The sequence below is a fragment of the Variovorax sp. J22G73 genome (genome assembly GCF_030317035.1).
GTDB lineage: Bacteria > Pseudomonadota > Gammaproteobacteria > Burkholderiales > Burkholderiaceae_C > Variovorax.
The window spans coordinates 31961-56149 of the sequence record NZ_JASZYK010000014.1; the positions used below are offsets into that span (position 1 = coordinate 31961).

At 66.6% G+C, this 24189-nt stretch carries 21 protein-coding genes, 1 tRNA gene and 1 pseudogene; 8 read left to right on the top strand and 15 right to left on the bottom strand.

Features of this window, described 5'->3' with window-relative positions; genetic code table 11:
• Positions 1 to 6 precede the first annotated feature (6 nt).
• The 14 genes from nuoF to QTI51_RS32750 all read right to left on the bottom strand — a co-directional run bounded on the left by nuoF (position 7) and on the right by QTI51_RS32750 (position 12732).
• A complete protein-coding gene (gene nuoF, locus QTI51_RS32685; protein WP_116913069.1) occupies positions 7 to 1347 on the bottom strand; it encodes an NADH-quinone oxidoreductase subunit NuoF in 1341 nt (446 codons plus the stop codon).
• The gene (locus tag QTI51_RS32690; protein WP_116913068.1) at positions 1347 to 1904 is read right to left on the bottom strand and encodes an NADH-quinone oxidoreductase subunit NuoE family protein; all 558 of its coding nucleotides are present in this window, start codon (positions 1902 to 1904) and stop codon (positions 1347 to 1349) included. Before QTI51_RS32690 ends, nuoF begins: the two co-directional genes overlap by 1 nt.
• A 10-nt stretch (positions 1905 to 1914) precedes the next feature.
• On the bottom strand, positions 1915 to 3168 hold the full coding sequence (locus QTI51_RS32695; RefSeq protein WP_116913067.1) for an NADH-quinone oxidoreductase subunit D: 1254 nt from the start codon (positions 3166 to 3168) through the stop codon (positions 1915 to 1917).
• A 1-nt stretch (position 3169) separates the two neighbouring features.
• Positions 3170 to 3781, bottom strand: a complete 612-nt coding sequence (locus QTI51_RS32700) for an NADH-quinone oxidoreductase subunit C (RefSeq protein ID WP_116913066.1) — start codon at positions 3779 to 3781, stop codon at positions 3170 to 3172.
• A 13-nt stretch (positions 3782 to 3794) separates the two neighbouring features.
• Positions 3795 to 4274, bottom strand: a complete 480-nt coding sequence (locus QTI51_RS32705; RefSeq protein ID WP_007837763.1) for a NuoB/complex I 20 kDa subunit family protein — start codon at positions 4272 to 4274, stop codon at positions 3795 to 3797.
• A 15-nt stretch (positions 4275 to 4289) separates the two neighbouring features.
• Positions 4290 to 4649 (bottom strand): NADH-quinone oxidoreductase subunit A, encoded by a 360-nt coding sequence (locus QTI51_RS32710; RefSeq protein ID WP_012748607.1) that lies wholly within the window; start codon positions 4647 to 4649, stop codon positions 4290 to 4292.
• 67 nt (positions 4650 to 4716) lie between these two features.
• Positions 4717 to 4801, bottom strand: a tRNA-Leu gene (locus QTI51_RS32715).
• Positions 4802 to 4921: 120 nt separating this feature from the next.
• Complete coding sequence (gene secG, locus QTI51_RS32720) at positions 4922 to 5332, bottom strand: preprotein translocase subunit SecG (RefSeq protein WP_116913065.1); 411 nt, start codon at positions 5330 to 5332, stop codon at positions 4922 to 4924.
• Positions 5333 to 5368: 36 nt separating this feature from the next.
• Positions 5369 to 6133 carry a triose-phosphate isomerase gene (tpiA, locus tag QTI51_RS32725; RefSeq protein ID WP_116913064.1) on the bottom strand — a complete coding sequence of 255 codons (765 nt, stop codon included), beginning with the start codon at positions 6131 to 6133 and terminating at the stop codon, positions 5369 to 5371.
• A 10-nt stretch (positions 6134 to 6143) separates the two neighbouring features.
• Positions 6144 to 7154: an NAD(P)H-quinone oxidoreductase gene (locus QTI51_RS32730; protein ID WP_286517416.1), complete on the bottom strand. Its 1011-nt coding sequence runs from the start codon at positions 7152 to 7154 to the stop codon at positions 6144 to 6146.
• 91 nt (positions 7155 to 7245) lie between these two features.
• The gene (gene pnp / locus QTI51_RS32735; protein WP_116913062.1) at positions 7246 to 9567 is read right to left on the bottom strand and encodes a polyribonucleotide nucleotidyltransferase; all 2322 of its coding nucleotides are present in this window, start codon (positions 9565 to 9567) and stop codon (positions 7246 to 7248) included.
• Positions 9568 to 9772: 205 nt separating this feature from the next.
• Positions 9773 to 10039, bottom strand: a complete 267-nt coding sequence (rpsO, locus tag QTI51_RS32740) for a 30S ribosomal protein S15 (RefSeq protein WP_007837783.1) — start codon at positions 10037 to 10039, stop codon at positions 9773 to 9775.
• 174 nt (positions 10040 to 10213) lie between these two features.
• Complete coding sequence (locus tag QTI51_RS32745) at positions 10214 to 11383, bottom strand: pyridoxal phosphate-dependent aminotransferase (protein WP_116913061.1); 1170 nt, start codon at positions 11381 to 11383, stop codon at positions 10214 to 10216.
• 29 nt (positions 11384 to 11412) lie between these two features.
• On the bottom strand, positions 11413 to 12732 hold the full coding sequence (locus QTI51_RS32750) for a branched-chain amino acid ABC transporter substrate-binding protein (protein ID WP_286517417.1): 1320 nt from the start codon (positions 12730 to 12732) through the stop codon (positions 11413 to 11415).
• Between the two features lie 124 nt (positions 12733 to 12856).
• On the opposite strand from QTI51_RS32750, the gene QTI51_RS32755 reads away from it, so the two are divergent.
• Both QTI51_RS32755 and QTI51_RS32760 read left to right on the top strand, forming a co-directional pair.
• Positions 12857 to 13228: an Hsp20/alpha crystallin family protein gene (locus QTI51_RS32755; protein WP_116913102.1), complete on the top strand. Its 372-nt coding sequence runs from the start codon at positions 12857 to 12859 to the stop codon at positions 13226 to 13228.
• 189 nt (positions 13229 to 13417) lie between these two features.
• Positions 13418 to 14170, top strand: coding sequence for an alpha/beta hydrolase-fold protein (locus tag QTI51_RS32760; protein ID WP_116913059.1), 753 nt, complete (start codon positions 13418 to 13420; stop codon positions 14168 to 14170).
• Here QTI51_RS32760 and tsaD read toward each other — a convergent pair.
• The gene (gene tsaD / locus QTI51_RS32765; protein ID WP_116913058.1) at positions 14109 to 15167 is read right to left on the bottom strand and encodes a tRNA (adenosine(37)-N6)-threonylcarbamoyltransferase complex transferase subunit TsaD; all 1059 of its coding nucleotides are present in this window, start codon (positions 15165 to 15167) and stop codon (positions 14109 to 14111) included. The two genes, QTI51_RS32760 and tsaD, sit on opposite strands and share 62 nt — an antisense overlap.
• A 132-nt stretch (positions 15168 to 15299) precedes the next feature.
• Between tsaD and QTI51_RS32770 the strand changes: the two genes are divergently transcribed.
• The 6 genes and pseudogenes from QTI51_RS32770 (at position 15300) to QTI51_RS32795 (ending at position 24178) form a co-directional block, all read left to right on the top strand.
• Complete coding sequence (locus QTI51_RS32770; protein WP_116913057.1) at positions 15300 to 16562, top strand: nitrate regulatory protein; 1263 nt, start codon at positions 15300 to 15302, stop codon at positions 16560 to 16562.
• A 364-nt stretch (positions 16563 to 16926) separates the two neighbouring features.
• Positions 16927 to 18171, top strand: coding sequence for a CmpA/NrtA family ABC transporter substrate-binding protein (locus QTI51_RS32775; protein WP_116913056.1), 1245 nt, complete (start codon positions 16927 to 16929; stop codon positions 18169 to 18171).
• A 10-nt stretch (positions 18172 to 18181) separates the two neighbouring features.
• On the top strand, positions 18182 to 19117 hold the full coding sequence (gene ntrB, locus QTI51_RS32780) for a nitrate ABC transporter permease (RefSeq protein WP_116913101.1): 936 nt from the start codon (positions 18182 to 18184) through the stop codon (positions 19115 to 19117).
• Positions 19114 to 19923, top strand: a complete 810-nt coding sequence (locus QTI51_RS32785; RefSeq protein WP_116913055.1) for an ABC transporter ATP-binding protein — start codon at positions 19114 to 19116, stop codon at positions 19921 to 19923. The genes ntrB and QTI51_RS32785 overlap by 4 nt, the downstream gene beginning before the upstream one ends.
• 33 nt (positions 19924 to 19956) lie before the next feature.
• Positions 19957 to 21204 (top strand): annotated as a pseudogene (locus QTI51_RS32790) (NAD(P)/FAD-dependent oxidoreductase); the annotation flags it as partial.
• Positions 21205 to 21346: 142 nt separating this feature from the next.
• The gene (locus QTI51_RS32795) at positions 21347 to 24178 is read left to right on the top strand and encodes a nitrate reductase (RefSeq protein ID WP_116913100.1); all 2832 of its coding nucleotides are present in this window, start codon (positions 21347 to 21349) and stop codon (positions 24176 to 24178) included.
• The last annotated feature ends 11 nt before the right edge of the window (positions 24179 to 24189 follow it).

Sequence of the window (24189 nt, forward strand, 5' to 3'; positions counted from 1 at the left end):
TCGCGCTCAGGCCTGGACCGGCGCTTTGGGAACGTAGCCCGGGATCAGGGCTTCGAACTCATGACGGAAGTGCTTGATCATGGCGCGCACCGGCATGGCCGCCGCGTCGCCGAGCGCGCAGATCGTGCGGCCCTGGATGTTGTCTGCCACGGAGTTCAGCAGGTCCATGTCGGTCGCCCTGCCCTGCCCGTTGTGAATGCGGTCCACCACGCGGTACAGCCAGCCCGTGCCTTCGCGGCAAGGGGTGCATTGGCCGCACGACTCGTGCATGTAGAAGTACGACAGGCGCTTGAGCGACTCGACCATCGAGCGGCTGTCGTCCATGACGATCACCGCGCCCGACCCCAGCATGGAGCCCGCCTTGGCGATGGAGTCGTAGTCCATGGTGCAGGCCATCATGATGTCGGCCGGCAGCACGGGAGACGACGATCCGCCGGGAATCACGGCCTTCAGCGTGCGGCCCTTGCGAATGCCGCCGCACAGCTCGAGCAGCTTGGAGAACGGCGTGCCCATGGGCACTTCGTAGTTGCCGGGCAACTCGACGTCGCCGCTCACCGAATAGATCTTGGTGCCGCCGTTGTTCGGCTTGCCGCATTCGAGGTACGCCGGGCCACCGTTGTTGATGATCCAGGGCACCGCCGCGAAGGTCTCGGTGTTGTTGATGGTGGTCGGCTTGCCGTACAGGCCGAAGCTGGCCGGGAACGGCGGCTTGAAGCGCGGCTGGCCCTTCTTGCCTTCGAGCGATTCGAGCAGCGCGGTTTCTTCGCCGCAGATGTAGGCGCCGAAGCCGTGGGCCGCGTGCAACTGGAAGTTGTACGTGCTGCCCATGATCTTGTCGCCGAGGTAGCCCGCGGCGCGCGCTTCTTCGAGGGCTTCCTCGAAACGGTCGTAGCTCTGGAAGATCTCGCCGTGGATGTAGTTGTAGCCCACGCTGATGCCCATCGCATACGCGGCGATGGCCATGCCTTCGATCACGATGTGCGGGTTGAACTGCAGGATGTCGCGGTCCTTGCACGTGCCCGGCTCGCCTTCGTCCGAATTGCAGACGAGGTACTTCTGGCCCGGGAACTGGCGGGGCATGAAGCTCCACTTCAGGCCGGTCGGGAAGCCCGCGCCGCCACGGCCGCGCAGGCCCGAGGCCTTCACTTCGGCGATCACCTGGTCGGGCGTGAGGCCCTCGGTCAGGATCTTGCGCAGCGCCTTGTAGCCACCGCGCGCTTCGTAGTCGGCCAGGCGCCAGTTGGTGCCGTTCAGGCCCGCGTAGATCTGCGGCTCGATGTGGCGGTCATGAAAACAGGTCTGGACACCCGTTGCCTGGAACTGCTGGAGAACTTGTTCGGGCGACATCAGGAAGCCTCCCCTTTGGTGGCGGGCGTGGCACCGCGCAGGCCGTCGACGAGCTGGTCGAGCTTTTCGTTGCTCATGAAGCTGCACATGGTGCGATCGTTCACCAGCATCACGGGCGAGTCGGCGCACGCGCCCAGGCACTCGCTCTGCTGCAGCGTGAACAGGCCGTCGGCCGTGGTCTCGCCCATCTTGATGCCGAGCTTCTTCTCGAGGTGCACGAGGGCGGTCACGCCGTCGCGCAACTGGCAAGGCAGGTTGGTGCACACGTTGAGCTTGAACTTGCCCACCGGGTGCTGGTTGTACATGTTGTAGAAGGTCGTCACTTCATGCACGGCGATGGGCGCCATGCCGAGGTAGTCGGCAATCTCGCGCTCGCGCTGCAGGCTGACGTAGCCTTCGTCCTGCTGGACGATCGACAGGCAGGCCATCACTGCGGATTGCTTGCCTGCCTCTGGGTACTTGGCCACCTCGCGCGCAAAACGCTCGAGGATCGCAGGTTGCAGAGGGGAAGAAGGCGCCGAGGGCGCCGTTTCATGGTGGGTCGAGGAAGTCGTCATTCGCTCTTTCTCACCTGTCGATCTCGCCGAACACGATGTCCATCGTGCCGATCACCGCGACAGCGTCGGCGATCATGTGACCGCGCGACATTTCGTCAAGGGCGGCGAGGTGCGGGAAGCCAGGGGCGCGGATCTTCAGGCGGTACGGCTTGTTGGCGCCATCGCTCACCAGGTAGATGCCGAACTCGCCCTTCGGATGCTCGACGGCGGCATACGCCTCGCCTTCGGGCACATGGAAGCCTTCGGTGAAGAGCTTGAAATGGTGGATCAGCTCCTCCATGTTCGCCTTCATCGATTCGCGCGCAGGCGCGGCGACTTTGTGGTTGTCGGTAATGACGGGGCCCGGGTTGGCACGCAACCAGGCCGAGCACTGCTCGATGATCTTGTTGGCCTGGCGCATCTCTTCGACGCGAACCAGGTAGCGGTCGTAGCAGTCGCCGGTCCTGCCGACGGGCACGTCGAACTGCATGCGGTCGTAGACGTCGTAGGGCTGCTTCTTGCGCAGGTCCCATTCGATGCCCGAGCCACGCAGCATGGGGCCGGTGAAACCGAGGTTCAGCGCGCGCTCCGGCGTGACCACGCCGATGCCCACGGTGCGCTGCTTCCAGATGCGGTTGTCGGTGAGCAGCGTTTCGTACTCGTCGACCATCTTCGGGAAGCGCTTGCAGAACGCGTCGATGAAGTCGAGCAGCGATCCCTGGCGATCTTCGTTCAGGCGCTCGATGGCCTTGGCGTTCTTGATCTTGCTGACCTTGTACTGCGGCATCGCATCCGGCAGGTCGCGGTAGACGCCGCCCGGACGGAAGTACGCCGCATGCATGCGCGCGCCGGACACGGCCTCGTACATGTCGAACAGGTCTTCACGCTCGCGGAAGCAGTAGATGAGCATGTTCATCGCGCCGCAGTCCAGACCGTGCGCACCGAGCCACAGCAGGTGGTTCAGCAGGCGGGTGATCTCGGCGAACATCACGCGGATGTACTGTGCGCGAATCGGCACGTCCAAGCCCATCATCCGCTCGATGGCCAGGCAGTAGGCGTGCTCGTTGGACATCATCGACACGTAATCGAGGCGGTCCATGTAGGGCAGCGACTGGATGAAGGTGCGCGATTCGGCGAGCTTCTCGGTCGCGCGGTGCAGCAGGCCGATGTGGGGGTCGGCGCGCTGGATCACTTCGCCGTCCAGCTCGAGCACCAGGCGCAACACGCCGTGGGCCGCCGGATGCTGGGGACCGAAGTTGAGTGTGTAGTTCTTGATTTCGGCCATATCAGTGCAAACCGCCGCCGTAGTTGTCTTCGCGGATCACGCGCGGGGTGATTTCGCGCGGCTCGATCGATACCGGCTGGTAGACCACGCGCTTTTGTTCTTCGTCGTAACGCATCTCGACGTGACCCGACACCGGGAAATCCTTGCGAAACGGGTGGCCGATGAAGCCATAGTCGGTCAGGATGCGGCGCAGGTCGTCGTGACCGTCGAACACGATGCCGTACAGGTCGAAGGCCTCGCGCTCGAACCAGGTGCACGAGCTCCAAACGGGCTGCAGCGAGTCGACCACAGGCAGGTCTTCGCTAGGCGCGAACACCTTCAGGCGCACACGCTGGTTGAGCGTGACGGACAGGAGGTGCGAGACGACGCAGTAGCGCTCGCCCTGCCACTCGCCTTCACGGTAGTCGGAATAGTCCATGCCGCAGAGGTCGATCAGTTGCTCGAAGCGGCAGCCGGGCGCATCGCGCAGCAGCGTGGCGGCTTCGAGGTAATCAGCCGCACTCACCACCACGGTCACTTCGCCCAGGGCGAGCGTCACGCTCTTGGCCTTGGCGCCGAGCGTCTCGGTGATGGTGGCGCGCAGCACGTCCGGCGAAATTGCAAAGTCAGTCATCGTCGGCAATCTCTCAGGCGCGGGCAATGGTGTTGGTGCGGCGAATCTTCTGCTGCAACTGGATCACGCCGTAGAGCAAAGCTTCGGCGGTGGGCGGGCAACCCGGCACATAGACGTCGACCGGCACGATGCGGTCGCAGCCGCGCACGACCGAATAGCTGTAGTGGTAGTAGCCACCACCGTTCGCGCACGAACCCATCGACAGCACCCAGCGCGGCTCGGGCATCTGGTCGTAGACCTTGCGCAGCGCCGGCGCCATCTTGTTGCACAGCGTGCCGGCCACGATCATCAGATCGGACTGGCGCGGGCTGGGACGGAACAGCATGCCGAATCGGTCGATGTCGTAGCGGGCAGCGCCCGCGTGCATCATTTCCACCGCACAGCATGCGAGGCCGAATGTCATCGGCCAGAGAGATCCGGTCTTCGCCCAGTTCACCACCGAGTCATAGGTGGTCGTGACGAAACCTTCTTTGAGAACGCCTTCAATGGCCATCGTGTGCTTTCTTTGTCATTCCCAGTCGAGCGCGCCTTTTTTCCACTCGTAGGCGAAGCCCACGACGAGGATGGCGAGGAAGATCATCATGGCCCAGAAGCCGACAGCACCGATCTCCTTGAGCGCAATGGCCCACGGAAAGAGAAAGGCAATTTCGAGATCGAACAGGATGAAGAGAATGGCGACGAGGTAGTAGCGCACGTCGAACTTCATGCGCGCGTCCTCGAAGGCTTCAAAGCCACACTCGTAGGGAGCGTTCTTTGCGGCGTCGGGCCGGTTGGGGCCGAGAATGTATCCGATGACCTGAGGTGCGACGCCTACGCCGACTCCGACCAAAATGAACAAAAGGACGGGGAGGTAGGAGTCGAGATTCATCGAGAGTTTTTCACCGCTTGCCACCGGCAAGAAGAACCTCTGGATGAGGTTTTCTGCCGATGAGATTTGGTGCGGTCGGCGAGACTCGAACTCGCACAGCTTTCGCCACTACCCCCTCAAGATAGCGTGTCTACCAATTTCACCACGACCGCGGTTTTTACTGTTCAGATGGCATGAGGTACCTGGTTACAGGCATTTGGCTTTCCGAACAGATTTAGAGTTTACCCTGAAATGAAGTCATTTTTCACAGGGGACTCATGAAAACGAGATGATTACTTCGCCGGGATCTGGCCAGCACCCGAAACCGGTGCCGCAGGCGCCGAAGCAGGTGCGCTCGGTGCTGCTGCACCCGGGATTTCGTTCGCCGCGCCAGTGGCCGGCTTGGCCGGTGCGGCGGGCGTGCCGATGGCTGCGCGCTCGAGCAGGCTGCCACCGCCCGCGGGCCGTGCGTGGCTGAAGTAAGCCAGCAGCAGCGTGCACGCGAAGAAGACCGCAGCAAGCACTGCCGTGGTGCGCGACAGGAAATTCGCACTGCCGCTCGCACCGAACAGGCTGCCGGCACTGCCGCTGCCGAAGGCCGCGCCCATGTCGGCACCCTTGCCGTGCTGGATCAGGATCAGGCCGATCATCGCGAGGGCGGACAGCATCTGCACGCCGACGAGAAGGTTGAGGACCACGTTCATTCGTTCTTACTCCTAAGTGATACAGCCGTTGCGCGTTCAGCGCGCAGCGGCAGAAATGATCTGCAGAAAATCGGCGGCCTTGAGCGACGCGCCACCGATGAGACCGCCGTCGATGTCGGCCTGCGACAACAGCTGGGCGGCGTTCGCCGCGTTCATGCTGCCGCCATAAAGAATCTGGATGCCCGCGGCATGCTCGCTCGCCGCATGGTGCAGTTGCGCGCGCAGAACGGCATGCACCGCTTGCGCCTGCTCCGGCGTGGCCGTCTTGCCCGTGCCGATGGCCCAGACAGGCTCGTACGCCACGACGATCTCGCTGATGCAATGGCCGTTCACGTGGATCACCGCGGCCAGTTGGCGCTTCACGACCTCTTCGGTCTGCCCTGCTTCGCGCTGTGCCAGCGTTTCGCCGACGCACACGATCGGGGTGATGCCGTTGGCCAGCGCGGCAGCCGCCTTGGCCGCCACCGTTTCATCGGTTTCACCGTGGTACTGGCGACGCTCGGAGTGACCGACGATCGCATAGCGCACGCCGAAATCCTTCAGCATCGCAGCCGATTGCTCGCCCGTGAACGCCCCTTGCGGATGCGCCGAGACGTCCTGCGCACCCAACGCCAATGCCGGCGAACCCGCCAGCAGCGACTGCAGTTGCGCAAAGTACGGCGCAGGCGCGCACAGCGCGATGTCACAGGCGGCAGGGCTTGCCGCCAGGCCTTGCTGCAAAGCCTTCACCAGCGCCTCGTTGGCGGCCAGGCCGCCATTCATCTTCCAGTTGCCGGCGATCAGTTTCTTCTTGGTTGTCATCGCGTTTTCGTCACCATGTCAGCACGATCTTGCCGATGTGCTGGTTCGATTCCATGAGCGTGTGTGCCTGCGCCGCGCCACTCGCCGCAGCGCCAGGTTCACCCACCGCCGCAAAGCTGCTGTGGATCACGGGCTTGATGGCACCGCTTTCGAGCAACGGCCAGACCTTCTCTCGCAGCGCCTTGGCGATCGCGCCCTTGAACGCCACCGGCCGGGGCCGCAGCGTCGAGCCGGTGATCGTGAGACGCCTGCGCAGCACGAGGCCTGCATTGATCTCGCTCTTCACCCCGCCCTGCACTGCGATGATCACGAGCCGGCCGTCTTCGGCCAGGCATTCGATCTCGCGCGCCACGTAGTCGCCAGCGACCATGTCGAGCACCACGTCCACGCCTTTGCCGCCGGTCAGCTTCTTCGCCTGTTCGACGAAATCGCTGGTGCGGTAGTTGATGGCATGGTCGGCGCCGAGCTTCTTGCAGGCTTCGCACTTGTCGTCGCTGCCGGCCGTGACGATCACGGTCGCACCGAGCGCCTTGGCGATCTGGATCGCCGTGACGCCGATGCCGCTCGAGCCACCGTGGATCAGCAGCGTCTCGCCCTTTTGCAGGCGGCCGCGCTCGAACACATTGCTCCAGACGGTGAAGAAGGTCTCGGGCAGCGAGGCCGCGTCGGCATCGCTCCAGCCCTTGGGCACCGGCAGGCATTGCACCACGGGCGCCACGCACAGCTCGGCATAGCCACCACCCGCGATCAACGCGCAGACGTGATCGCCGATCTTGAAGCCCGCTTCGGCAAGTGCCGCGGCGTCGCCCGACACGATCTCGCCGGCCACCTCGAGGCCCGGCAGGTCGGACGCACCCGGCGGCACCGGGTAGTGGCCCATGCGCTGCAGCACGCCGGGGCGATTGACGCCACTCGCCGCAACGCGGATCAGCAGTTCGCCCGCGCCGGCCACCGGGTCGGGACGCTCTGCCACGCGCAGCACCTCGGGGGCGCCGTACGAAGTGATTTCAATGGCTTTCATGGTCTTTCGGCCTCCAACGCCCGCAGATGGGGCGAAGCTTGCTGTTCAAAAGATTGCAACGGCGGCATCTGGCGCCGCCGTTGCGCCCTTCTTACTCCTGAGGCTCGCGCGGGGCCTGTTGCTGCTCGCCGGCCGGGGCCTGCGGCTGCTCGTTGCGCGGCTGCTGTTGCTGCTCGTTGTTGAAGCGCGGTGCGCGCTCGCCACGATCACCACCACGGTCGCCGCGGTCGCCACGGTCCGAACGTTCGCGGCGGTCGCCGCCACGGTCACCGCGGTCTTCACGCGGCGGGCGCTCGCTGTATTCCATGCCGGCCGGACGCTCGGTCAGTGCCTTCATGGACAGCTTGACGCGGCCCTTTTCGTCGGTCTCGAGAACCTTGACCTTCACGATCTGGCCTTCGCTCAGGTAGTCGGTCACCTTCTCGACGCGCTCGTGCGCGATCTGGCTGATGTGCAGCAGGCCGTCCTTGCCGGGCAGCAGGTTGATGAGCGCGCCGAAGTCCAGGATCTTGGTGACCGGGCCTTCGTAGACCTTGCCGATTTCGACTTCGGCCGTGATCTGCTCGATGCGCTTCTTGGCCAGCTCGGCCTTTTCGGGATCGGTGGACGCGATGGTGATGAGGCCCGGATCTTCATCGGAGATGTTGATCGTCGTGCCGGTCTCTTCCTGCAGGCCACGGATGACCGCGCCGCCCTTGCCGATCACGTCGCGGATCTTCTCGGGGTTGATGCGCATCGTGGTCAGGCGGGGCGCGAAGTTCGAAACCTCGGCTTTGGCCTCGCCCATGGCTTCCTGCATCTTGCCCAGGATGTGCATGCGCGCTTCCTTGGCTTGCGCCAGTGCGACCTGCATGATTTCCTTCGTGATGCCCTGGATCTTGATGTCCATCTGCAGCGCGGTGATGCCGTTGGTGGTACCGGCCACCTTGAAGTCCATGTCGCCCAGGTGATCTTCATCGCCCAGGATGTCGGTCAGCACGGCGAAGCGGTTGTCTTCCTTGATCAGGCCCATGGCGATACCGGCCACGTGCGCCTTCATGGGCACGCCGGCGTCCATCAGGGACAGGCAGCCGCCGCAGACCGAAGCCATCGACGACGAGCCGTTCGACTCGGTGATTTCCGACACGACGCGAACCGTGTACGGGAACTCTTCCTTGGTCGGCAACACTGCGACGAGCGCGCGCTTGGCCAGGCGGCCGTGGCCGATTTCGCGGCGCTTGGTCGAGCCCATGCGGCCCACTTCGCCGGTGGCGAAGGGAGGCATGTTGTAGTGGAACAGGAAGCGGTCTTCGTACTCGCCGGCCAGCGCGTCGATGCGCTGCGCGTCGCGTTCGGTGCCCAGCGTGGTGATGACCAGCGCCTGCGTTTCACCGCGCGTGAACAGGGCCGAACCGTGGGTGCGGGGCAGCACCGAGTTGCGGATTTCGATGGGGCGCACGGTGCGCGTGTCGCGGCCGTCGATGCGGGGTTCGCCCGACAGGATCTGGCTGCGCACGATCTTCGATTCGATGGCGAACAGCAGGTCGCTGACCTTGCCGGCGTCGAAGGGCTCGCCGCTTTCCTTCAGCGAGGCCAGCACACCGGCGTTGGCTTCGCGCAGGGCTTGCGTGCGGGCTTGCTTGCTGCGGATTTGGTACACGGCGCGCAGCTTTTCTTCGGCCAGGCCCTTGACCTTGGCGACGAAGGCTTCGTCTTCGGCGGGTGCCTGCCAGTCCCACACCGGCTTGCCGGCGTCGCGCACGAGGTCATGGATCGCGTTGATGGCGATGTTGGCTTGTTCATGGCCGAACACCACGCCACCCAGCATGATTTCTTCGCTGAGTTGCTGAGCTTCGGACTCGACCATCAGCACGGCGGCTTGCGTGCCGGCCACGACGAGGTCCATCTGCGAATCCTTGCGGGCCGTCTGGCCCGGATTCAGCACGTACTGGCCGTTGATGTAGCCCACGCGGGCGGCACCGATGGGGCCGCTGAACGGAATGCCGGAGATTGCGAGCGCTGCGCTCACGCCGATCATGGCGGCGATGTCGGCGTCGACTTCAGGGTTGAGCGACACGGTGTGGATGACCACGTGCACTTCGTTCAGGAAGCCTTCGGGGAACAGCGGGCGGATCGGACGGTCGATCAGGCGGCTGGTCAGCGTTTCGTGTTCGCTGGGCTTGGCTTCGCGCTTGAAGAAGCTGCCGGGGATCTTGCCCGCGGCGTAGGTCTTCTCGATGTAGTCGACGGTCAGCGGAAAGAAGTCCTGGCCGGGCTTGGCCGACTTGGAGGCGACCACGGTCGCGAGGATGACGGTGCCGTCGATGTCGACCAGCACGGCGCCGTTGGCCTGGCGGGCAACTTCGCCCGTTTCCATGACGACGGTCTTGTCGCCCCACTGGAAGGACTTGGTAACTTTGTTGAAGAGGCTCATTTTCGCTCCTGTTTTAATAGCAGACCACACAGGATCTGCAAGGGCCGGAGGCTTCTCAGAACACGATGCCATTCCAGTGAAGATCGCCCGAACTTCATTGGAATGACACAGCTTCGCTCTGCTTGGGCACTCCGAAAAGTGGATCGCGAAGTAAAAAACGCCTGAGCTAGCGGACTAACCCAGGCGTTTTTTCATGCGATTCGAATTACTTGCGCAGACCCAGCTTGGCGATCAGCGCGGTGTAACGGTCGGCGTCCTTGGACTTGAGGTAGTCCAGGAGCTTGCGGCGGCGGCTCACCATGCGCAGCAGACCGCGACGGCCGTGGTGGTCCTTGGCGTGAGTCTTGAAGTGGGGGGTGAGCTCGTTGATACGGGCGGTCAGCAGTGCGACTTGCACTTCGGGGCTGCCAGTGTCGTTGGCGGCGCGGGCGTTGTCCTTGACGACTTCGGCCTTGATGGAGGCTGCGATCATGTTTGATTTCCTTGTTCCGGGATGTTTGACTTGCGGTGAGCGCTGGAACTGCCCTCACCGTGCGCCTTGCGGCATGCAAAGCCTCGGGATTATAGCCCGGGGACTTTCAGCGGGCTTTCACCTCCCCTTTTCGCCTCTTTCGTGCCAGCTCAACGCCCACATCAAGCCCCGTGATCAGCTCGCCCGCGACTGCTCCGCCAGCCAGGTGCGCAGCCGCTCCACGCCCCGCACCAGCCGCTGCGGGTCCTTCGACGCGAAGCACCAGCGCAGCCAGCCCTGCGCCTCGGGCGCGAAGGCGTTGCCAGGCGCGAGCCCCAGGGCGGCCTCGGCCACCAGCCGCTTCGCCACCTCCAGCGAATCGCCGAAACCCTCGAGCCGGAAGAAGGCATACATGCCGCCCTTGGCCGGCGCCACCTGCACGCCCGGCAAGGCCGCCAGCAGCGGCACCAGCGTGTCGCGGCACTGCTTCAGGTGCGCCACCACGCGCGGCGTGATCTCGCCCGTGTGTTCGATGGCGGCAATGGCCGCGCGCTGCGTGAACACGCTGGCGCACGAGGTGTTGAACTCGATCAGCTTGCCGATGCCCTCCACCATCGCGGGCGGCAGCACCAGCCAGCCCAGGCGCCATCCGGTCATCAGGAAGCTCTTCGAGAAACTGTGCGTCACCACGAGCCGGTCGTCGGCCTTCGAGATGTCCAGGAAGCTGGGCGCGCAGCCGTTGGGCGTGGGCTCGTAGTACAGGCGCTCGTACACCTCGTCGGCCAGGATCCAGGTGCCGGTGTGGCGGCAGTGGTCGAGCACGGCCTGCTGCTCGTCGCGCGTCATGGTCCAGCCCGTGGGGTTGTTGGGCGCGTTGACGATCAGCAGCTTCGTGTTCGACGTGACGGCCGCGCGCAGCGACTGCAGGTCGAGCGTCCATTGCCCGTTCACCGGCACCAGCGGCAGCGTGCGCACCTGCGCGCCCATGATCGCGGGCTGCGCCGTCAGGTTGGGCCACACCGGCGTCACCGCGACCACCTCGTCGCCCGCGTCGACCAGCGCCTGCACCGCGAGCATCAGCGCGCTCACGCCGCCAGATGTGACGGCGATGCGCGACGCATCCACCGCCGGATGCAGCGCGCTGGTGTAGCGCGCGATGGCCTCGCGCAGCTCGGGCAGCCCGAGGTTGTGCGAGTAGAAAGTCTCGCCTCGCTGCAGCGACTCGATGGCCGCCTGGCGGATCACCTCGGGCGTGACTTCGTCGCTTTCGCCGAACCAGAAGGCCAGCACGTCGTCGCGGCCCATGCCGGCATTGGCGACTTCGCGGATCTTCGAGGCTTCGAGGTTGTGGATGGCTTCACGCATGGTTCGGGGTCCTGTGGTTCATCGATCGATCAAGGTCTTTTCATCTTGCACGAGGTCGGCAGTTCGGCGCGCTCGGCGGCAATGGTCTTCACCACGCGAAAGCCGTAGCCCGAGCCCTCGACGTCGAACTGCACGCCCGGGCGGCCCTGCCGGTCCATCACGCCGACCACGAGCTGCTGCTGGAACTGGTGGTCGGCGGCGCGCATGCGTCCGCGCTGGCCGTACAGGCTCACGTCGGCCTGCTCGAGGGCGCGCGCGACCGGCACCGCATCGACGCTCCCGGCACGCTCGATGGCCTGCGCGAGCGCCTCGACCAGCAGCTGCAGCCGCATGTGCACATAGTCGTCGGCCGGCTTGGGAAAGCGCGTGCGAAAGGCGCGATAGAACGCCTCCGACTGCGAGGTCTGCACATTGGGCAGCCAGTCGGCCACCGCCACCACGCGGCCGATGCCCGCGTCGCCGATGGCCGCGGGCGCACCCAGCGCGTTGCCGTAGAAGGTATAGAAGGTGCCGTTGAAACCCGCCTCGCGCGCCGCCTTCACCAGCAGCGTGAGGTCGTTGCCCCAGTTGCCCGTGACCACGGCCTGCGCGCCGCTCGCGATGATCTTCGTGGCGTAGGGCGCGAAGTCTTTCACCTTGCCCATCGGGTGCAGCTCGTCGCCCACGATGTCCACGTCGGGCCGCTGCACGCCGAGCTGCCGGCGCGCCTCGCGCAGCACGGCCTGGCCGAAGCTGTAGTCCTGCCCGATGAGGTACACGCGCTTGAGCGACGCGTCGTCCTTCACCGCCGACATCAGCGCGGCCACGCGCATGTCGGCATGCGCGTCGAAGCGAAAGTGCCAGAAGCTGCAGCGCTCGTTCGTCAGCACCGGATCGACCGCGGCGTAGTTGAGAAAGATCACGCGCCGCGACGGGTCGCGCTCGTTGTTCTTGTCGATGGCAGCGACCAGCGCCGACGCGGTGGCCGACGAGTTGCCCTGCAGCACGATGCGCGCGCCGTCGTCCATGGCCGCGCGCAGTGCGGAGAGCGCCTCTTCGTTCTGGCCCTTGCTGTCGTACCGGTCGAGCTGCAACGGCCGCGCACCGCCCGGCACGCCGGGCAGCTTGATGCCGCCGCGCGCATTCACGCGCTCCACCGCCCACAGCAGGTTGCGGAACACCGCTTCACCGGTGTTGGCGAAGGGGCCGCTCATGCTTTCGATGAGGGCCAGGCGGATGGGTGCGGGAGGTGCGGAAGGTGTGGACGGTACGGCGGAAGCCGCCTGCGCGAGCGCGGCGAAGGGCTTCGCGCATAGCGCCAGCGCCGCGAATTTCAAGGCCTCGCGACGCCAAATAAAGGGGGGATTCATTGTCTTGAAACGCCTGCCGATGCGCCTAGATGAGGTGTCAAGCGGCACTCACGATTGAACGGCCGCGCAGTGTAAGGGACACACATTCCTTGTCCCCATTGTGTTGATTCAGGAGTTCTTCATCATGTTTTTTGCCCCCACCCTTCGCACCGCCCGCTTCGCTCCCCGCGCCTACGACCAGGCCTTCGAACGCTTCGCCAGCGAGGCCTTCGCGGGTGCCCGCCGTTCGCCGCTCGTGGAGCAGGACGACACCAGCTGGACCCTGTCGCTCGACGTGCCGGGCCTTGCGCGTGAAGACCTCGTCATCAACATCGAAGGCGCCGTGGTGCGCATCGACAGCAAGGCCGAAGCCAAGCGCCAGTTCAAGGCCGCCTACGAGCTGCCGCTGGACATCGACGTGACCGCGAGCGACGCCAAGCTCGAGAACGGCGTGCTCACGCTGAAGCTCGGCAAGCGCGTTCCCGTGAGCCAGGCCGCACAGTTGCAAATCAACTAGTTCGACCTAAGCCCACAAGAAGAAAGTGTCAGTAAACGTTCCTTTTGACTTTGAACATGCTCCCTATTCACAATAGGGCCGCATAACGTCACATCATGTGACGTTTTCTTAGTACTTTCTTCTTCGTGGGCGTCTCGTAAACGCATCGAGTTCCATGACGGTGCGGGTCGGGTGCCCCCTCACGGCACCATGCAAACACATCTCCAACCCGCCCATCCCAACGAACAGTCCGACACGCTCCTGATCTTCCTGCCAGGCGCGTACCTCAAGCCCGACGAATTCGAGCGCGAAGGTTTCATTGCCGCCGTGCGCGAACGCCACCTGGCGGCCGACGCGCTGCTGGTCGACGCCGACGTCTCTTACTACTACGAGCAGACGCTCAGCGAGCGGCTGCACGCCGACGTCATCGAGCCGCAGCGCGCCAAGGGCTACAAGTCGATCTGGCTGGTGGGCATTTCCATCGGCGGCTTCGGCGCCTTGATTCATGAACTGGCGCGACCGGGCTCAGTCGACGGCATCGTGGCGCTGGCGCCCTACCTGGGCCGGCGCGTGCTCGGCGCGGAAATCAAGAAGGCCGGCGGCCTTCGCATGTGGCAGGCCCCCACCGGCCCGCAGCCCGATGAGGAACCCGACCGCAAGCTGTGGCCCTTCTTCCAGCAGTACCTGCAGGACCAGCCCGTCAAGAACCTGCCGCCGCTGTACCTGGGCTTTGGCCTGGAAGACCGCTTCGTCAACAACCACAAGCTGCTGGCCGACGCCCTGCCCTCGGGCCAGGTGTTCACCACCGAAGGCGGCCACGACTGGCCGCAATGGCGCCAGCTGTGGCGCAACATGCTCGACGTGTTGCCGCTGCCTTCGAGCGCCCGCGCGCGTCAGCCGCTTACGCAGTCTCCGGTATCGGCGGCTCGGCCGACAGCATCGCCATGGGCCATCGCGGCTTGACGTCGAAGGCATAGCGCTCGCTGGCCTGCGACAGTCCCGATTGCAGGCGCATGGCGGCGGCCATGGCGATCATGGCGCCGTTGTCGGTGCACAGGTGCAGCTCGGGGTAGTGCACCCGCACCTTGCGCTTGGCGCAGGCGGCATTGAGCTGCTCGCGCAAGTTCTTGTTGGCCCCCACCCCACCCGCCACCACCAGGCGCTTGAGCCCGGTCTGCTCGAGCGCGGCGAGCGACTTCTTCAGCAGCACCTCCACGATGGCCGCCTGCGTCGAGGCCGCCAGGTCGGCCTTGTTCGACTCGAGCGTGTCGCCCAGCTTCTTGGCCTGCGTGAGCACGGCCGTCTTCAGGCCGGCGAACGAAAAGTCGAGGTCGCCGCTGTGCAGCAGCGGGCGCGGCAGCTTGAAGGCCGTGGCGTTGCCGCCCTCGGCCAGCTTGGCGAGCCAGGGGCCGCCGGGGTACGGCAGGCCCATGAGCTTGGCGCTCTTGTCGAAGGCCTCGCCGGCCGCGTCGTCGATGGTCTCGCCGAGCAGTTCGTAGCGGCCCACGCCGTCCACCCGCATCAGCTGCGTGTGGCCGCCGGAGACCAGCAGCGCGACGAACGGAAACTCCGGCGGATCGGCACTGAGAAACGGCGACAGCAGGTGCCCTTCGAGGTGATGCACGCCCAGCACCGGCTTGCCCAGCGCCACGCCCAGCGCGCAGGCCACGCCCGCGCCCACCAGCAGCGCGCCCGCCAGGCCGGGGCCGCGGGTGTAGGCCACCACGTCGATCTCGGCGAGCGAGCGGCCGGCCTCGGCCATCACGGCCTCGGTCAGCGGCAGCACGCGGCGGATGTGGTCGCGGCTGGCCAGTTCGGGCACCACGCCGCCGTAGGCCTGGTGCATGGCGATCTGGCTGTGCAACGCATGCGAGCGCAGCAGCGGCAGCGCGTTGCCGTGCGACTCGACCAGCGCCACGCCGGTTTCATCGCAGGATGATTCGATTCCCAACAAGAGCATGCTGCCGAGTGTAGGTGGCGCCCGCCGCGCCCGTCCCCCGAAGGGGCAAGGCTGCGGGGCCGCAAGGCCGCTGCGCCGGCGGGGGCACGGATGTTGCAGTGCCGCTACGTACCCCGCGCACCGACCCCACCCATGAAATCCGGACTGAGCTTCCTCATCGCCGCCCGCCGTTGCGAAATCGACGAGCTCGACCAGCTTGCGCGCACCAGCGAGCTGGTCGGGCTGATTGGCCGCCTCGTGCATGCGCTGCAGCGCGAGCGCGGCATGTCGAACATCTTCCTTGCCACGCGCGGCAGCCGCTTTGCCGAGCAGCGCGCCCCGCAGATCGCCGAATGCCTGGCGCTGGAGCGCGAGGTGCGCGCCGGCTTCGACCAGCTCGAAACCGACAAGCACCGCGGCGTGGGCGCGGGCAACGGCGCGCGGCTGTTCAGCCGCATCGCCTGGGTGCTGCCGGGGCTGGACGCGCTGCCCACCCTGCGCAAGCGCATCGACGCGCTCGAGCTCAAGCCGGCGCAGGCCGTCGCCGCCTTCGCCAAGCTCATCGCCGGGCTGCTGTCGGTGGTGTTCGAGGCGGCCGACGGCGCGGCCGACCCCGAGATCTCGCGGCTGCTGGTCGCCATGTTCAATTTCATGCAGGGCAAGGAATTCGCCGGGCAGGAGCGTGCCTTCGGCGCCGCGGCGCTCGCGCTGGGCCGCAGCGACGAGGCGCAGCGCCTGCAGTGGCTGCACCTCATCGAATCGCAGGAGCGCTGCTTCCAGGTGTTCACCGACTTCTCGGGCGACGCCGTGCTCGCGCTGTGGCGCGACAGCCAGCCCGACGCCATGCTGGCCGAGCTGGAGCGCATGCGCCGGCGCGGCACCACCTCGGCACCGGCCGACGCGCCCCTGAGCCAGGCCTGGTTCGACTGCTGCACCCGCCGCATCGACGCCATGAAGACCGTCGAAGACCGCCTGGCCGCCGACCTGCGCGCGCTGTGCGAGCGCAAGACCGCGCAGTCGCGCGCCGAGTTGCAGGACTACCAGCAGCTGCTCGACACGCTGGCCCCGCAGGCCGCCGCGCTGTTCTTCGACGACGCCGACGCCCAGGCCGCGGCGCCCGCCCAGTTCGGCCGGCACCTGGAGCGCTCGGTGCTCGACATGGTGCAGGAGCAGTCGCACCGGCTGCAGGCCATGAGCGACGAGCTGGAAACCGTGCGCGCATCGCTCAACGAACGCAAGATCGTCGAGCGTGCCAAGGGCCTGCTGATGGCGCACCGCCGCCTCAGCGAAGAAGAGGCGCACAAGATGCTGCGCCAGACCGCCATGAACCAGAAGCGGCGCCTGGTCGACGTGGCCGAGTCGATGCTGGCCATGGCCGACTACCTGCCCGTGGTCGAGCGCACGCCGCCGCGCTGAAAGCGTTCAACTTGGTGCGGTGCACAACAACTGTGCCCAGATCGTGTCCTCGACGTGTCCATAGCGTGTCCGCAAGACACCGTCCGTCCACCCGCGCCAGCCCTGCCGAACCCTTTCCATGCGGCCGCGCCATTGGCCGCGCGCCGTGAACGCACCAGCTGGCACGCCGTTTGCAAGCACCCAGCCCACAGGCCCCCCAATGGGTCTTGAGGCAGGCGGCACCCAACGGCGGGTGCTTCCCGCCGAACCGGACAAAGGCGTCCCCATCCCGCAAGGGCTCGTTTTCGAGCAGCCCCTGCGCGGTGCGGACGCCTTTTTTGTTTTTGTCTTTCCAGTCTGTTCGTCTTCAACCGGAGCCCGCCCCATGACCGATCTGCTCACCACCCGCCTCAGCCGACGCCGCGTATTGCAAGCCGCCGCCATCGGCGCCGTGGGCATCGACCCCGCCCTGCGCGCGGCCGTCTGGGCCGCGGGCTCGGACAAGCCCGAGAAGGAGGAAGTGAAGATCGGCTTCATTCCACTCACCGACTGCGCCAGCGTGGTCATGGCCTCGGTGCTGGGCATCGACAAGAAGTACGGCGTGAAGATCGTTCCCAGCAAGGAGGCCAGCTGGGCCGGCGTGCGCGACAAGCTGGTGAACGGCGAGCTCGACTTCGCCCATGTGCTGTACGGCCTGGTCTACGGCGTGCACGTGGGCGCCGGCGGCCCGAAGAAGGACATGGCCGTGCTCATGACCCTGAACAACAACGGCCAGGCCATCACGCTGTCGAAGAAGCTGGCCGACAAGGGCGCGGTCGATGCCGCCTCGCTCGCCAAGCTCATCGCCAGCGACAAGCGCGAATACACCTTCGCGCAGACCTTTCCCACCGGCACGCATGCCATGTGGCTGTACTACTGGCTCGCGTCGGCCGGCATCGATCCGTTCAAGGACGTGAAGAACATCACCGTGCCGCCCCCGCAGATGGTGGCCAACATGCGCATCGGCAACATGGACGGCTACTGCGTGGGCGAACCCTGGGGCCAGCGCGCCATCATGGACGGCATCGGCATCACGGCCATCACCACGCAGGACATCTGGAAGGACCACCCCGAGAAGGTGCTGGGCACCACCGGCGACTTCGTCAAGAAGTACCCCAACACCGCGCGCGCCGTGACCGCCGCCGTGCTCGAGGCCAGCAAGTGGATCGACGCCGGCCTGCAGAACAAGAACAAGATGGCCGAGACCATTGCCGACAAGAGCTACGTCAACACCAGCGTGGACGCGATCAACCAGCGCATCCTGGGCCGCTACACCAACGGCCTGGGCAAGAGCTGGGACGACCCCAACCACATGAAGTTCTACGGCGACGGCGCCGTGAACTTCCCCTACCTGTCGGACGGCATGTGGTTCCTCACGCAGCAAAAGCGCTGGGGCCTGCTGAAGGAACACCCCGACTACCTGAAGGTGGCCGGCGAAATCAACCGCATCGACATCTACAAGCAGGCCGCCGCCGCCACGCAGACGCCCGTGCCCAAGGACGCGATGCGCACCAGCAAGCTGTTCGACGGCACGGTGTGGGACGGCAAGGACCCGAAGAAGTACGCCGAGTCTTTCAAGCTGCATGCCTGAGGAGAACACCATGGTCAGCGCTGTTTTTCATTCGCCCCTGGATGCGTCCCTTTCGGCACCACCCTCGCCCACTCTTCCTCTCGCCCGTGCGGAAGCCGCTCCTCACCCGCTCCCGAACTCCGTCGCCAGAGCGGAGCGGGAGCCCAGGCCGCGCACGCCCATCGACCTGCGCGCCTTCTGGATGCGCGTGCTCCCGCCGCTCGCCGGCTTCGGCCTGCTGCTGCTGGTGTGGGAGCTCATTGCCGTGAACAGCACCACCGGCTTTCCCACGCCGCTGGCCGTGTGGCACCAGGCCGTGACCGTGTTCAGCGACCCGTTCTACAGCAAGGGCCCGAACGACCAGGGCGTGGGCTGGAACGTGCTGTCGTCGCTGCAGCGCGTGGCGTTGGGCTTCGGGCTGGCGGCGCTGGTGGGCATTCCGGCGGGCTTCGCCATCGGGCGCTTCGAGTTCCTGGCGCGCATGTTCAACCCGCTCATCAGCCTGCTGCGCCCGGTGTCGCCGCTGGCGTGGCTGCCCATCGGGCTGCTGGTGTTCAAGGGCGCCAACCCGGCGGCCATCTGGACCATCTTCATCTGCTCGATCTGGCCGATGGTCATCAACACCGCCGTGGGCGTGCAGCGCGTGCCCAGCGACTACATGAACGTGGCCAAGGTGCTGAACCTGAGCGAATGGAAGATCCTCACCAAGATCCTGTTTCCCGCCGTGCTGCCCTACATGCTCACCGGCGTGCGGCTGGCCGTGGGCACCGCGTGGCTGGTGATCGTGGCGGCCGAGATGCTCACCGGCGGCGTCGGCATCGGCTTCTGGGTGTGGGACGAGTGGAACAACCTGAACGTCGCCAACATCATCATCGCGATCTTCGTGATCGGCATCGTCGGCCTGGTGCTGGAGTTCGCGCTCGTCAAGCTCGCCACCGCGTTCACGTTCGAAGAGGTGAAGTCATGATCGACGACAGCAAGTACATCGAGATCCACGGGGTGGAGCAGGCGTTCAAGACGCCCAAGGGCCGCTTCGTGGCGCTGCGCGACGTGAACCTGAATGTGGCCAAGGGCGAGTTCATCACGCTCATCGGGCACTCGGGCTGCGGCAAGTCGACGCTGCTGAACCTGGTGGCCGGCCTCACCACGCCCACGCAGGGTTCGCTGCTGTGCGCCAACAAGGAAATCAAAGGCCCGGGCCCCGAGCGCGCGGTCGTGTTCCAGAACCACTCGCTGCTGCCCTGGCTCACCTGCTTCGAAAACGTGTACCTCGCGGTCGAGCGCGTGTTCGCGGTCACCGAAGGCAAGGCGCAACTGCGCGAGCGCACCGACGCGGCCCTGGCGCTGGTCGGCCTCACCCCTGCCGCGCAGAAGCGCCCCGGCGAGATCTCCGGCGGCATGAAGCAGCGCGTGGGCATTGCGCGCGCGCTGTCGATGGAGCCCAAGGTGCTGCTGATGGACGAGCCCTTCGGCGCGCTCGACGCCCTCACCCGCGCCAAGCTGCAGGACGAGCTGCTGGCCATCGTGCAGAAGACCCGCAGCACCGTGGTCATGGTGACGCACGACGTCGACGAGGCCGTGCTGCTGAGCGACCGCATCGTCATGCTCACCAACGGCCCCGCCGCCACCATCGGCGAGGTGCTGAGCGTGGGCATCGCGCGCCCGCGCAACCGCGTGGAACTGGCCGAAGACCCGGCCTACGTGCACGCGCGCAAGGCCGTCATCGACTTCCTCTACACGCGCCAGGCGCACGTGGAAAAGACCGCGGCCTGAGCCACGGCGCGGCAGGAACCCGGCACCATGGACATGCGCGTGAAGAAGCAGAAGCTCGTGATGGTCGGCAACGGCATGGCCGGCGTGCGCACGCTGGAGGAGCTGCTGAAGGTCGAGCCCGATCTGTACGACATCACGGTGTTCGGCGCCGAGCCGCATCCCAACTACAACCGCATCCTGCTGTCGCCGGTGCTGGCGGGCGAGCAGACGGTGGACGAGATCATCCTCAACCCCTGGGCCTGGTACGCGCAGAACGGCATCACGCTGCATGCCGGCAAGACGGTGACCCGCGTCGACCGCGTGAAGCGCGTTGTGCGCGCGGTGGACGCGCAAGGCACCGTCACCGAGGCCGCCTACGACCGCCTGCTGCTGTGCACCGGCTCCAACCCCTTCATGCTGCCGGTGCCGGGCGCCAAGCTCGAGGGCGTCATCGCCTACCGCGACATCGCCGACACCCGCCTGATGATCGAGACCGCGAAGACGCACCGGCATGCGGTGGTCATCGGCGGCGGACTGCTCGGGCTGGAGGCCGCCAACGGGCTCATGAAGCGCGGCATGCAGGTCACGGTGGTGCATGTGAACCCCTGGCTCATGGACCGCCAGCTCGACGAGGTCGCCGGCAAGCTGCTGCAGAAGTCGCTGGAAGAACGCGGCATGCAGTTCCTGCTGGGCGCGCACACGCAGGAGCTCGTGGGCGACGCGCAAGAAGGCAAGGCCGGCCGCGTGAAGGCCATTCGCTTCAAGCACGGCCTCGAAGTGCCGACCGACCTCGTCGTGATGGCCGTGGGCATCCGCCCCAACACCGCGCTCGCGCAAAGCATGCGGCTGCATGTCGATCGCGGCATCGTGGTGAGCGACACCATGCAGACCGTGACCGACGCGCGCATCTACTCGGTGGGCGAATGCGCGGCGCACCGCGGCATCGCCTACGGGCTGGTGGCGCCGCTGTTCGAGCAGGCCAAGGTGGCGGCCAACCACCTGGCGATGTCCGGCATCGGCCGCTACCTGGGCTCACTCACTTCCACCAAGCTGAAGGTGACGGGCATCGACCTGTTCAGCGCGGGCGACTTCCGGGGCGGCGAAGGCACCGAGGAAATCGTCATGAGCGACCCCTTCGGCGGCGTGTACAAGAAGCTGGTGATCAAGGACGACAAGCTCGTGGGCGCCTGCCTGTACGGCGACACGGTCGACGGCGGCTGGTACTTCGAGCTGCTGCGCGAAGGGCGCAACGTGCAGGGCATTCGCGACCGGCTGATGTTCGGTGAATCGAGCATCGGCGACGCAGCTTCCAATGTCTTGTCCCCTCTCCCGCTAGCGGGAGAGGGCTAGGGTGAGGGCCAGCGGCATGAGCATGACCCACCGCGTGTCCATCGACCAGGCCGCGAGCCCCCACCCGAACCCTCCCCCGGAAGGGGAGGGCGCGATGCGGGAAACGAAGTCCACCTGCCCTTACTGCGGCGTCGGCTGCGGCGTCGTCATCGAATCGCGCGGCGACCAGATCACCGGCGTGCGCGGCGACCCCGACCACCCCGCCAACTTCGGCCGCCTGTGCACCAAGGGCTCGACGCTGCACCTCACGGCCAGCGCGACGGTCACGCGGCAGACGCGGCTGCTGCAGCCGCTGCAGCGCCTGGCGCGCGGCGACGCACCGACCGCCGTGCCGTGGGACACCGCCCTGGACAACGCCGCCGGCAAGTTCGCCCAGGTGATCCGCGACCACGGGCCGGACGCGGTCGGCTTCTACGTGTCGGGCCAGCTGCTGACCGAGGACTACTACGTCTTCAACAAGCTCGCCAAGGGCCTGGTGGGCACCAACAACATCGACACCAACTCGCGCCTCTGCATGAGCAGCGCGGTGGCCGGCTACAAGCAGACGCTGGGCGCCGACGCACCGCCGGCCTGCTACGACGACCTGAAGCACGCGCAGTGCCTGTTCATCACGGGCAGCAACACGGCGTGGGCGCACCCCATTCTTTTCCGCCGCATCGAAGACGCGAAGGCCGCCAACCCGGCTATGAAGATCGTGGTGACCGACCCGCGCCGCACCGACACGGTGGAAATCGCCGACCTCTTCCTTCCGCTGCAGCCCGGCACGGACGTGATGCTGTTCAACGGCATGCTGCACCTGATGCTGCGCGAAGGCTGGACCGACACGGCCTACATCGCCGCGCACACCAGCGGCTTCGACGCGCTGGAGGCCACGGTGCGCGGCTGCACGCCCGACACGGTGGCGCAGGTGTGCGGCATCTCGAAGGCAGACCTGTTCGAGGCGGCGCGCCTGTTCGCGACCTCCCAAGCCACGCTGAGCCTGTATTGCCAGGGCCTGAACCAGTCGTCCAGCGGCACGGCGAAGAACGCGGCGCTCATCAACCTGCACCTGGCGACGGGGCACATCGGCCGCGCCGGCGCCGGGCCCTTCTCGCTCACCGGCCAGCCCAACGCCATGGGCGGGCGCGAGGTGGGCGGCCTGGCCAACCTGCTGAGCGCGCACCGCGACCTGGCCAACCCCGCGCACCGCGCCGAGGTGGCCGCGCTGTGGGGCCTGAACCGGCAGGGGCGCTCCGTGCCCGGCAAGCCGGGCAAGACCGCCATCGAGATGTTCCAGGCGGCGGCCGACGGCGAGATCCGCGCGCTGTACATCGCCTGCACCAACCCCGCCCAGTCGATGCCCGACCAGGCCACCGTGCGCCGCGCGCTGGAACGCGCCGAGTTCGTGGTGGTGCAGGAGGCCTTCGCCACCACCGCCACCTGCGCCTACGCCGACCTGCTCCTGCCCGCCACCACCTGGGGCGAAAAGGAAGGCACCGTGACCAACAGCGAGCGCCGCATCTCGCGCGTGCGCCCCGCGGTGCCGGCGCCGGGCGACGCGCGCAACGACTGGTCGATTGCGGTGGCGTTCGCGCGCCGGCTCGAGCGGCAGCTGGGCCGCAACGTGGGCGAGGGGGTCGACGAGACCACGCTGTTCCCCTACGACACGGCCGAGTCGGTGTGGAACGAGCACCGCGAATCGACGCGCGGGCGCGACCTGGACATCACCGGCATGAGCTACGCCATGCTGGAAACCGCCGGCCCCCAGCAATGGCCGCTGAAGCAAGGCGAAAGCACCGGCCGCGCGCGCCTGTACGAAGACGGCGTGTTCCCCACGTCCGACGGTCGTGCGCGCTTCGCCGACACCGTCTACCAGCCCGTGGCCGAGGCCCGCGAGCCGCGCTACCCCTTCTCGCTGAACACCGGCCGGCTGCGCGACCAATGGCACGGCATGAGCCGCACCGGCACGGCCGGGCGGCTGTTCGGGCATGTGTCGGAGCCCGTGGTGCAGATGCACGCGCAGGACATGGCCCGCCGGCAGCTCCAGGAAGGCGACCTGGTGCATGTCACGTCGAAGCGCGGCTCCATCCTGCTGCCGGCACGCGCCAGCGCCGAGGTGGGCCTGGGCCAGGCCTTCGTGGCGATGCACTGGGGCGAGGAGTACCTGAGCGGTTGTTCGTCGACCGGCGAGCGGCTGGCAGGCATCAACGCGCTGACCACGCCGGCGTATTGCCCCACGTCGAAACAGCCCGAGCTGAAGCACACGCCGGTGAAGATCCTGAAGGCCGAGCTGCCATGGTCGCTGCTAGCCATGGCCTGGCTGCCCGCAGACGCGGCGCTGACCGCGCAGCGTGCGCTGCGGCCGCTGATGACGATGTTTCCATTCGCCACCTGCGTGCCTTTCGCGGGGAACACCCAGGGCGATGAACGCTGCGGCCTGCTGTTTCGCGCCGCCGCCCACGAAGCGCCCGACGCCGCGCTGCTCGAGAAGATCGAAGCCCTGCTCGGCCTGCAGGCCGCCGACACCCTGCGCTACGCCGACCGCCGCCGCGGCCAGCGCCGCGCCGCCCGGCTGCTGCGCCGCGCCGACGGCAGCGTGGGCCTGGAGGCCTTCTTGCTGGGCGGCGACACCAGCGCCGAAGCCTGGATCGCCACGCTGCTGCGCGAGGAGCTGCCGGCGCAAAGCTACGGCCGGCTGCTGCTCTCGCCGGGCGCGCGGGCGCCGGTGGCGGTGCAGTCGCGCGGCAAGACGGTGTGCACCTGCTTCAACGTGGCGGACGTGGCGATACAGGCGGAGCTGGGGCGCTGCGGCGGCACGGCGGAAGAGCGGCTGGGCAAGCTGCAAGGGGCGCTGAAGTGCGGGACGAACTGCGGGTCGTGCATTCCGGAGCTGAAGCGGATGGTGCGGGCGGTGGCGGTTGAAGCGCAGGCGGAGGTGGCGCTGTGAGGCTCCTGCAT

Excerpts from the sequence above, each read along its gene's own strand:
- nuoF (WP_116913069.1), bottom strand. The coding sequence starts at position 1,347 with ATGTCGCCCGAACAAGTTCTCCAGCAGTTCCAGGCAACGGGTGTCCAG.
- QTI51_RS32690 (WP_116913068.1), bottom strand. The coding sequence starts at position 1,904 with ATGACGACTTCCTCGACCCACCATGAAACGGCGCCCTCGGCGCCTTCT.
- QTI51_RS32695 (WP_116913067.1), bottom strand. The coding sequence starts at position 3,168 with ATGGCCGAAATCAAGAACTACACACTCAACTTCGGTCCCCAGCATCCG.
- QTI51_RS32700 (WP_116913066.1), bottom strand. The coding sequence starts at position 3,781 with ATGACTGACTTTGCAATTTCGCCGGACGTGCTGCGCGCCACCATCACC.
- QTI51_RS32705 (WP_007837763.1), bottom strand. The coding sequence starts at position 4,274 with ATGGCCATTGAAGGCGTTCTCAAAGAAGGTTTCGTCACGACCACCTAT.
- QTI51_RS32710 (WP_012748607.1), bottom strand. The coding sequence starts at position 4,649 with ATGAATCTCGACTCCTACCTCCCCGTCCTTTTGTTCATTTTGGTCGGA.
- secG (WP_116913065.1), bottom strand. The coding sequence starts at position 5,332 with ATGAACGTGGTCCTCAACCTTCTCGTCGGCGTGCAGATGCTGTCCGCC.
- tpiA (WP_116913064.1), bottom strand. The coding sequence starts at position 6,133 with ATGACAACCAAGAAGAAACTGATCGCCGGCAACTGGAAGATGAATGGC.
- QTI51_RS32730 (WP_286517416.1), bottom strand. The coding sequence starts at position 7,154 with ATGAAAGCCATTGAAATCACTTCGTACGGCGCCCCCGAGGTGCTGCGC.
- pnp (WP_116913062.1), bottom strand. The coding sequence starts at position 9,567 with ATGAGCCTCTTCAACAAAGTTACCAAGTCCTTCCAGTGGGGCGACAAG.
- rpsO (WP_007837783.1), bottom strand. The coding sequence starts at position 10,039 with ATGATCGCAGCCTCCATCAAGGCCGAAGTCGTCAAGGACAACGCCCGC.
- QTI51_RS32745 (WP_116913061.1), bottom strand. The coding sequence starts at position 11,383 with ATGCGTGAAGCCATCCACAACCTCGAAGCCTCGAAGATCCGCGAAGTC.
- QTI51_RS32750 (WP_286517417.1), bottom strand. The coding sequence starts at position 12,732 with ATGAATCCCCCCTTTATTTGGCGTCGCGAGGCCTTGAAATTCGCGGCG.
- QTI51_RS32755 (WP_116913102.1), top strand. The coding sequence starts at position 12,857 with ATGTTTTTTGCCCCCACCCTTCGCACCGCCCGCTTCGCTCCCCGCGCC.
- QTI51_RS32760 (WP_116913059.1), top strand. The coding sequence starts at position 13,418 with ATGCAAACACATCTCCAACCCGCCCATCCCAACGAACAGTCCGACACG.
- tsaD (WP_116913058.1), bottom strand. The coding sequence starts at position 15,167 with ATGCTCTTGTTGGGAATCGAATCATCCTGCGATGAAACCGGCGTGGCG.
- QTI51_RS32770 (WP_116913057.1), top strand. The coding sequence starts at position 15,300 with ATGAAATCCGGACTGAGCTTCCTCATCGCCGCCCGCCGTTGCGAAATC.
- QTI51_RS32775 (WP_116913056.1), top strand. The coding sequence starts at position 16,927 with ATGACCGATCTGCTCACCACCCGCCTCAGCCGACGCCGCGTATTGCAA.
- ntrB (WP_116913101.1), top strand. The coding sequence starts at position 18,182 with ATGGTCAGCGCTGTTTTTCATTCGCCCCTGGATGCGTCCCTTTCGGCA.
- QTI51_RS32785 (WP_116913055.1), top strand. The coding sequence starts at position 19,114 with ATGATCGACGACAGCAAGTACATCGAGATCCACGGGGTGGAGCAGGCG.
- QTI51_RS32795 (WP_116913100.1), top strand. The coding sequence starts at position 21,347 with ATGCGGGAAACGAAGTCCACCTGCCCTTACTGCGGCGTCGGCTGCGGC.